This is a genomic window from Chryseobacterium lathyri (assembly GCF_003290185.1).
GTDB classification, from domain to species: Bacteria; Bacteroidota; Bacteroidia; order Flavobacteriales; family Weeksellaceae; genus Chryseobacterium; species Chryseobacterium lathyri.
In genome coordinates this window covers 1-8,790 of record NZ_QNFY01000031.1, presented here as the reverse complement: position 1 = coordinate 8,790, position 8,790 = coordinate 1, and the positions used below count along the sequence as shown (strand labels likewise).

The window sequence follows — 8,790 nt, the reverse complement described above, 5'->3', positions numbered from 1 at the left end:
ATATTATACTCAAGATTATATATGAATATTAAAATTACAATATTTACTATAATTGATAAAAGTGAGAAAATTAGTATATAATATTCCAATTTTATATGCCAAAATAAACTAAGAAGACCAAATCCAATTATAATGTATGAATATATAAAATTTATTACGGATTTTTTATATATATCAGACTTGATCATAGTTATTTCTATTTTAATACAAATTAACAGTATTTAACTCATTTTAAAACACTAAAATAGGATTTATTTTATTCATTTATTCAGTATTACTTAAATGTATTTTTTATCAGGTTGATTTATAGGAATATAAGTGTTAAATGATTACCTGTATTACGCTTATAGATGAGCATTTTTATTCCAAACTTTACTATAGTTTTACAAAACAAAAGCTAAAATATCAGTCATAATGTAATTCTATAATTTTTAACTTAATAAATAATACAAATTTACAATGAGAAAAATATTTATTTCAACTGCCATTTTTACGGTTTCTTTAATTTCTGCACAACATGTAGGAATAAATACTGTAAGTCCAGACGCTTCTTCTGTATTAGATGTAGTCTCATCCAATAAAGGATTTTTAGCACCAAGAATTAATCTTACTTCATCAACGATGGATCTGGATGGAGCATTGGGACAAGCTGCTGGTTTATTGGTTTACAATAGCGGAACCACTCTTTCTAAAGGATATTATTTTTGGAATGGATCAGAGTGGAGAATTATAGATAATTCTACTTCTGTAGCTCCCTCTGTTTCCAATATAGACTGTACAACTGCAATATTAAGTCCATCAATGTATACGACAGGAGTCCCTTTCACGGGTATTTTGAAGGTTTCATATGTTGGAGGAAATGGAGGAGCCTATCCTGGAGGTAGTCCTGTTACAGTAAATGGATTAAGTTTTCAATTACAGGCAGGAAAATTAGCAATCGGAGCTGGAGAACTCATATTTATTGTATCAGGAACGCCTACCATTACTTCTCCTACAACTACTACAATACCTATTAACAGCACCACAGTACCATTTTATACGGGAAGTTGCAATGCTACAGTAGGAGGACAAGATATTGCAGAAATAAAAATTGCAGCAACTATAGGACCACTAAAATTAACCAACGATCCTTCAACAGGTTATGATAGAATTCTGACTTCCCCTGATGGAAAATTTTCGGTAAGAGTGGTCGTTTCTAATACTCCTCCCAATAACGGATTTGATCTAGCAGATTTACAGATAAGAAGTAACACCGGTACTCCAACTATTATGTGGAATGGTGCAACTGAATATGTAACAAATGGCCAGATTGTATATGGTAATAATGGGATGACATTTCCGGCGCAAGGTGTTTGGTATGGAAACGGAGGAGGAAGTGGTACAAGTATGGGAGGAGCTATTACTGATGCATGGGGAGATCCGGATATTTATTTTGGTTCTCCGGAATACAGACGATATACCTGGACAACTACTAGTGCATCAGATCAAACTATGTATATTTTAACATTTATGATGGGAGCTGCAAATTTTGGGCCTGCAAATGCAACAAATTGTCCTGGAGGTACTTGTACGACAACAAAAGCCTTTCTTAGAATAGAGCAGGTACGTTCTACCAATTAAGCACAAATATTTATTATATCTTATGCCTTATTTGTTATTTTTTGACAAATAAGGCTTTCTAATGAATATTTATAAACTCAAAATCACACCATTATCTTTAAGCTGCTGAATTGGTTTTGAAAACCAGAATAATTCAAAATCTTCAAAATTTTCTTCAAACTGATTCTTAAGCTGTTGAGCTGTAACTTTTTTAGGGTTTTCTATAGAATTTTCTTCCAGCACTTTCATCAGCCATTCTGCTTTATCCTGCTCCAGATCTATCTTTACAATGTTGGTTTTTAAATGGAATGTAAGAAGCGTATATGCACCGGAGTATTTCTTTTTATTTTTTATGCGATTCTCAGCGATTACGTTTTTAGTCAGGAAAACAACCTTAGAGTTGCCTTTAAAGCCGAATTGGGTATCATCCAGAAGGCAGTCATGAATATAATCAGGATGAACTGTTGTTTTAGGAATTTTAAAATCAAACCATTCTTGAAGCGGAAATTCAAAATTGATTCCGTGCATATAATTAAAAAGAGATTTTTTCAATCCAAAGCTGAACTGGCTGTGATCGATTCCGGTTTTATCCTTAAAATCAATATCATTGTTGGCAAACAGAATTTTCTGCTTCAGAGGAGTCACTCCAAATTCCTCAGGATTTATTCCGACAGGTGAATGCGCTGTCATAGCAAACTGATGCCAGAAAGCACTTTGGAGAATTCCCATCTCAAACATCTGCCTTACCATTTCCAAAGAGTCTACTGTTTCCTGGACAGTCTGAGTAGGGTAGCCATACATCAGATAAGCGTGAATCATGATTCCGGCTTCCGTGAAATTTCTTGTTACCTTTGCAACTTGCTCTACAGAAATACCTTTATCTATCAATTGTAGCAACCGGTCGCTGGCCACTTCCAGCCCTCCGGAAACGGCAACGCATCCCGAAAGTTTTAACAGATAACATAAATCACGGGTGAAACTTTTCTCAAACCGGATATTGGTCCACCAGGTAACCACAAGATTTCTGCGAAGAATTTCCAATGCAACTTCCCGCATCAATGCCGGTGGTGCAGCTTCATCCACAAAATGGAATCCCGTTTCACCTGTTGTTTTAATGAGCTCCTCCATTCTGTCCACTAAAATTTTAGCGGAAATAGGCTCGTAGATTTTGATATAGTCCAGAGAAATATCGCAGAATGTACATTTTCCCCAGTAGCATCCGTGGGCCATGGTCAGTTTATTCCATCTTCCGTCACTCCATAAACTGTGCATTGGGTTGGCAATTTCAATCACTGAAATATACTGGTCTAATTTTAAATCTGTATAATCTGGTGTACCGATATCTGCCTGCTTATAATCGTGTCTTTTAGAATTATTTTTATAAGTAACCTCTTGATTTTCAATTAAAAATGTTCTCTTGTACTCTGCGGTTTCTTCTGAAATATGCAAGTTGTTGTAAAGAAGCTCGAGAGGAAGCTCACCATCATCAAGAGTGATAAAATCAAAAAATTCAAAAACTCTCTGATCTTTTACTTCCCGCAATTCGGTATTGGGGAAACCGCCACCCATCGCAGTTTTAATGTGGGGATAGTTTTTTTTAATGAACTGGGCACATTTGAATCCGGCATACAGATTTCCTGGAAACGGGATTGAAAAGCATACCAATTTTGGCTGAACTAATTCTAATTTTTCCTGAAGAATTTTAAGGGTAAAGCTGTCAATAAAGGTTGGATTATTTGACAGTTTTGAATACAGCTCATCAAAAGAATTGGCACTTTTTCCGAGACGTTCTGCATATCTGCTGAATCCGAAATCCGAATCAATATTTTCAATAATATAATCTGAAAGATCTTCTAAATATAGGGTAGCCAGATGCTTCGCCTTATCCTGAAGCCCCATATTGCCAAATGCAAAATCCATATCATCCAGCTGGTTGAAACGGGAGGCTTCCGGCAGAAAATTCATGCTGCAGATCTGTCTGGCCAGCGTAGGGGTTTTTCCCTGTAAAAAAGGAATCACCTGATCTATTGTTCTTAAATACTCTTCCCGTAATGCATAAATCCGTTGTGAATTTTCTGAGAGTTCCTGATGATTGATTTTTGTGCTGAAAATTTTCTCAAGTCCGTTTTTCGAAAATAACTCCAAAATAACATCAAGTCCCAGATCGGCTTGGTAGCTGGAAATATTTTTGGTATTCAGAAAGCCTTTTATATAAGCTGTTGCCGGATAAGGAGTATTGAGCTGGGTAAAAGGCGGAGTAATGAGAAGAAGATCTTTCAAACAGGAAATTTTTGCAAAGTTATTTTAAATTCATCTAAAATGAAAAAGCTAAGCAGGAAAGTTTAAAAGTATTTTTTAATTCTTTATAAACCCTAGTGATTAGTGCTTAAGTTTCCAATGATAATAGGTCCATTCTATCCCAAATAATCCGGAGTAGGTTTCAATATCAAGATAATTTCCTTTTCCAAATTTATGATACGTTTTGCGGTTTACATATATGGTAAGAGGTTTTGGAGATTCTTTTAAATAGTATGAATTCAAATATTCATAATTGTTTTTATATTTGGCAGGAATGTTATATTTCTTAACTTCAATAGTATTCATTTTTTCTTTTGGAATAACCTTAAACTGATAGTTCGTAATTTTATAGTAACCTTCTGAATCCCATTTTTCTTCTATAGGACTGGCTTTATCGGTAATAAAATATTCTTTCGATGATGGTTTGGAAAAATCAAAAGATATATTGACCGCTAAAAAGAACGGAATACAATAGTAACTCATTGTCTGTAGGATGTTCTGAGTGTTGCCTGAAATATCTTTACTTTTCGTTTTAATAAAAAAACTTACTATTACCGGTAAAAGAAATAAAATTAACTGGGTAATTAAACTGAAATGATACCATTCAAAAAATTTCCAAAGGATAAGGGCATATAAAACAGGGGTGGTAAGAAACAGAAGCTTATACCTAAGATACAGATCAATATTTTTCCTGTCAAAATCATTCATGAAAAATCTTATCCAGGGAATACAAAAAACGATCACGCATAGAAATCTAAACTGCCATGATACAGGTTCCGAAAACAACAAAGCTGTACATAAAAATATTCTTGTAATAAGAGAAAAAACGATCTTTGGAATAATTCGCATATTGTATTTGCTCATCAGTTTGTTGAGTAAATATAATATAAAAAATTGTTATAGAACAGTTAATTGTCAGCCAGTCACTTTATGTGAGCTGAGTAAGCTTCGACTTTCTGTTGTCTGCAATAACATTAAAGGTTACTCCTAAAAGGATAAGCGTAATACCGATGAGAAGATTTACCGTAAATTTTTCATGAAACATGGAGACACTTACCATCACTGCAACCACAGGTTCCAATGCTCCTAAAATAGCAGTTGGCGTGGACCCGATATATTTTATAGCATACACCAAACACAGACTTGAAATAACGGTGGTGAGAAAAGCAAAAACAATAAAATTTAAAAAGATGGATACGGAAGGGATGGCAAAAGATTCACCTTCAGCGGAAGCTTTTACCATAAAAAATGCTGAAGTACAAAGCATGGAGTAGAATGAGAGCTTGAATCCTGATACTTTAAGATCAGATTTATTAACGATCACCATATAAAGCGCATAAAATAATGAGCTCAGCATCACAATTCCAAGACCTGCAAAATTAATCTCCAGACCATTTTCTTTTAAGCATAAAACAATAACCCCTGCAAAAGCTAAAAACAGAGAGATTATAGAAAGTTTTGTGAGTTTTTCCCTATAAAAGAAAAACATGATCAAAGCTACAATAACCGGATAAATAAACAGGACGGTAGAGGCAATTCCCGGGGTAAGAAAATCATACCCAATGAACAAAAATTCTGAAGAAAGGGCATAGCAGACTCCCAGAACAGCAAGAATCAAAGCCTCTTTTTTATTGATCCTGAAGCTTTCTCCGGAATACAGCAGATATCCGCCAACCATTGAGGCAGAAAACAAAAATCTATAGAACAGCGTAATATCCATAGAGAAATGGGCCTGCTTCAGCGGCAGGATGAAAATAGGGATCAGTCCGAATGAGACGGACGACAGTATGCCTAACAAATAACCCTTGAACTTCATTTTTAATCACAAATTTGATAGGATGAATATGTAATAAAAAAAAGCCACTGAAATTTTCAGTGGTTTTTATCTTTTCATTAAATCGCCTTAAAACTTAAACCCTGCTCCTGCAGAAGTTTTTGTTCTTGCTCTTTATAGTAACCACTTACTAATTTATCATGAATGGCTTCAAACGCAGCTAATGTTTCATTAATTTCTGCATCCGTATGGGAAGCGGTAGGAATTAATCTCAACAGGATCATTCCCTTCGGAATAACCGGGTAAACCACTACAGAGGTAAAAATCCTGTAGTTTTCTCTTAAATCTTTTACAAGAAGTGTGGCTTCCACCGGAGTTCCCTGCATCATTACTGGTGTTACGCAGGTGTTTGTATCTCCAATATTGAATCCTTTTTCTTTAAGTCCGCTTTGTAATTTATTTACATTTTCCCAAAGCTTGGCTTTAATTTCCGGTCTGGTTCTTAAAAGTTCCAGTCTTTTTAAACCTCCGATTACCATTGGCATGGTAAGAGATTTAGCAAAAATCTGAGATCTTAAGTTGAATTTCAAGTATCTAATGATTTCTTTATTTCCCGCAAGGAAAGCTCCGAAACCAGCCATAGATTTAGCAAAAGTAGAGAAGTATACATCAATCTGATCCTGGCATCCCTGCTCTTCACCAGCTCCGGCTCCTGTTTTTCCAAGAGTCCCGAATCCGTGTGCATCATCTACTAAAAGTCTGAAGCTGTATTTAGATTTAAGATCGCAGATCTCTTTAAGTTTTCCCTGCTGACCTCTCATTCCGAAAACACCTTCCGTAATCACAAGAATACCACCTCCGGTTTCTTCTGCTACTTTGGTTGCTCTTTGAAGGTTTTTTTCAAGACTTTCAATATCATTATGTCTGTAGGTAAATCTTTTTCCGGAGTGAAGTCTTACACCGTCTACAATACAGGCATGCGAATCTACATCATATACGATCACATCGTTTCTGCTCACTAAAGCATCTATAGTAGAAACCATTCCCTGGTAGCCGAAATTCAATAAATATGCTGATTCTTTCTGTACAAAATCTGCCAGCTCTCTTTCCAGCTGAAGGTGTTGTTCTGTTTCACCGGACATTGCCCTGGCTCCCATAGGATAGAACATCCCATATTCTGCAGCGGCTTTAGCGTCAGCTTCCAGCACTTCAGGGTGGTTGCATAATCCTAAATAGTCATTAGCACTCCAGAAAATCACTTCTTTTCCCTGAAACTGCATTCTAGGGCCGATAGGTCCTTCTAATCTCGGGAAAATGAAATACCCTTCTCCGTAATCTGCAAACTGTCCAAGAGGTCCTGGATTTTCTTTTATTCTTTCAAAAATATCCAACATTTTGTATCGTAATTTTAAGTAAAAAAGCCTTTCCTGTAAAACACAAAAGGCTTGATTTGTATCGTGGTTTATTTAAATCTATTTAATGAATTCTGTCTTGAAAACTTCATCGTAATTGTGTACGCAGTTATTTACAAAACCCTGTTCGGCCATCCATTTGTCACTGTATACCTTAGTAATATACCTTGATCCGTGATCAGGGTAGATCAGGACAATAATATCATCTTTGGTAAGCTCGTGAGACTGTGCATACTGAATCAGCGCCTGGGTTACGGCTCCTGTGGTATATCCTCCCATAATAGCTTCTTTAAGGGCTATTTCTCGGGTTCTGTAGGCAGACATTTCATCATTTACCCTTACAAACTCATCTACTTTATCAAAAAGCAGGGCAGCAGGGATCAAGTTTTTCCCCATTCCTTCAATCTGATAAGGATGAACATCTTCTTTATGGATTTCTCCTGTTTCGTGGTAGCTCTTCAGGATAGAACCATCAGCATCCACACCAATAATCTTGATATCCGGATTTTTTTCTTTTAAAAATTTACCCGAACCGGACAATGTTCCACCCGTTCCAGTGCAGGCGAAGAGGTGGGTAACCTTACCTTCTGTCTGCTCCCAAATTTCAGGACCGGTAGTCTGGTAGTGTGCATCAATATTCAATTCATTAAAATATTGATTGATGTAAACTGAATTTGGCGTTTCTGAAGCTATTCTTTTAGCTACTTCATAATAAGATCTGGGATCATCTGCAGCCACGTTGGCAGGACAAATGTATACCGTAGCCCCTAATGCTTTCAAATAGGCAATCTTTTCGGGCTTCGTTTTGTCGCTTACCGCCAGAATACATTTATATCCTTTAATAATACAGACCATCGCTATAGAAAATCCGGTGTTTCCTGAAGTAGTTTCTACAACTACAGAATCTTCCTTTAATAAACCTTTTTGTTCAGCATTTTCTATAATATGAAGTGCTATTCTATCTTTTGTGGAATGTCCAGGATTATATGATTCTAACTTGGCATAAACGGTTGCAGGAATATCTTTTGTAACAGTATTAAGCTTCACCATAGGAGTATTTCCTATTAGGCCAAGAATATTATCGTAAACATTACTCATTATTTGTTATTTTCAATAAAAATCTGACCGCAAAAATACAAAAAAATAAATAATTACTAAACTTTTGTTTGATTTCAAGCCAGCGATTCAGCAAAATTTATTTTCTGATTTGCAATCTTAGCTGAAGTACAATCGCAAATACTACGCCAAAATTTTTAAATTTTGTTAAAAACACCACAGAATGGTATAAAAGCCTTATTTTCGCGTAATTGATTTAATACTATGAAAAATTGGACTTTTAGGCAATGGAACACCGTTTTAGGATGGGTGATTTTCGTCATTGCATTTTTCACGTACTTGTCGACCATAGAACCCAATTTCAGTTTCTGGGACTGCGGCGAGTACATTTCCTCAGCTGTAAAACTTGAAGTAACGCACGCTCCCGGAGCCGCTTTATTCCAGATTGTGGGTGCCGTGGCAGCCATTTTTGCTTTAGGGAAAGGTGAAAATTATTCTATCGTAATTAATGCGATGTCTGCATTGTTCAGTGCGCTGACGATTTTATTTTTATTCTGGACGATTACCCATTTTGTAAGACGGCTGCTGAACAAGGATTTTGATGAAATTACAAAACACCAGGAAATCTCCATTCTTTTTGCAGGAGCAGTA

7 protein-coding genes are annotated in these 8,790 nt (G+C 35.9%); 2 read left to right on the top strand and 5 right to left on the bottom strand.

From position 1 onward, the window contains the following. The first annotated feature begins 459 nt into the window (after positions 1 to 459). A complete protein-coding gene (locus DRF61_RS22295; protein WP_111961058.1) occupies positions 460 to 1,620 on the top strand; it encodes a hypothetical protein in 1,161 nt (386 codons plus the stop codon). A gap of 69 nt (positions 1,621 to 1,689) precedes the next feature. Here DRF61_RS22295 and DRF61_RS22290 read toward each other — a convergent pair whose 3' ends face one another. From DRF61_RS22290 to DRF61_RS22270, 5 genes are all read right to left on the bottom strand, one after another. Next, complete coding sequence (locus DRF61_RS22290) at positions 1,690 to 3,879, bottom strand: B12-binding domain-containing radical SAM protein (RefSeq protein WP_111961057.1); 2,190 nt, start codon at positions 3,877 to 3,879, stop codon at positions 1,690 to 1,692. Between the two features lie 99 nt (positions 3,880 to 3,978). Then, positions 3,979 to 4,605: a hypothetical protein gene (locus tag DRF61_RS22285; protein ID WP_111961056.1), complete on the bottom strand. Its 627-nt coding sequence runs from the start codon at positions 4,603 to 4,605 to the stop codon at positions 3,979 to 3,981. A gap of 220 nt (positions 4,606 to 4,825) precedes the next feature. Further along, a complete protein-coding gene (locus DRF61_RS22280) occupies positions 4,826 to 5,713 on the bottom strand; it encodes a DMT family transporter (RefSeq protein WP_111961055.1) in 888 nt (295 codons plus the stop codon). 77 nt (positions 5,714 to 5,790) lie between these two features. Beyond that, complete coding sequence (locus tag DRF61_RS22275; RefSeq protein ID WP_174772319.1) at positions 5,791 to 7,062, bottom strand: aminotransferase class I/II-fold pyridoxal phosphate-dependent enzyme; 1,272 nt, start codon at positions 7,060 to 7,062, stop codon at positions 5,791 to 5,793. 81 nt (positions 7,063 to 7,143) lie between these two features. After that, positions 7,144 to 8,181, bottom strand: coding sequence for a PLP-dependent cysteine synthase family protein (locus tag DRF61_RS22270; RefSeq protein WP_111961053.1), 1,038 nt, complete (start codon positions 8,179 to 8,181; stop codon positions 7,144 to 7,146). A gap of 222 nt (positions 8,182 to 8,403) precedes the next feature. On the opposite strand from DRF61_RS22270, the gene DRF61_RS22265 reads away from it, so the two are divergent. Next, positions 8,404 to 8,790 (top strand): glycosyltransferase family 117 protein (locus DRF61_RS22265; RefSeq protein WP_157963424.1); only part of this gene is annotated, 387 nt, incomplete at its 3' end.

What these genes read in the sequence shown, in the direction of transcription:
- DRF61_RS22280 (WP_111961055.1), bottom strand. Translation starts at nt 5,713, where the DNA reads ATGAAGTTCAAGGGTTATTTGTTAGGCATACTGTCGTCCGTCTCATTC.
- DRF61_RS22295 (WP_111961058.1), top strand. Translation starts at nt 460, where the DNA reads ATGAGAAAAATATTTATTTCAACTGCCATTTTTACGGTTTCTTTAATT.
- DRF61_RS22270 (WP_111961053.1), bottom strand. Translation starts at nt 8,181, where the DNA reads ATGAGTAATGTTTACGATAATATTCTTGGCCTAATAGGAAATACTCCT.
- DRF61_RS22285 (WP_111961056.1), bottom strand. Translation starts at nt 4,605, where the DNA reads ATGAATGATTTTGACAGGAAAAATATTGATCTGTATCTTAGGTATAAG.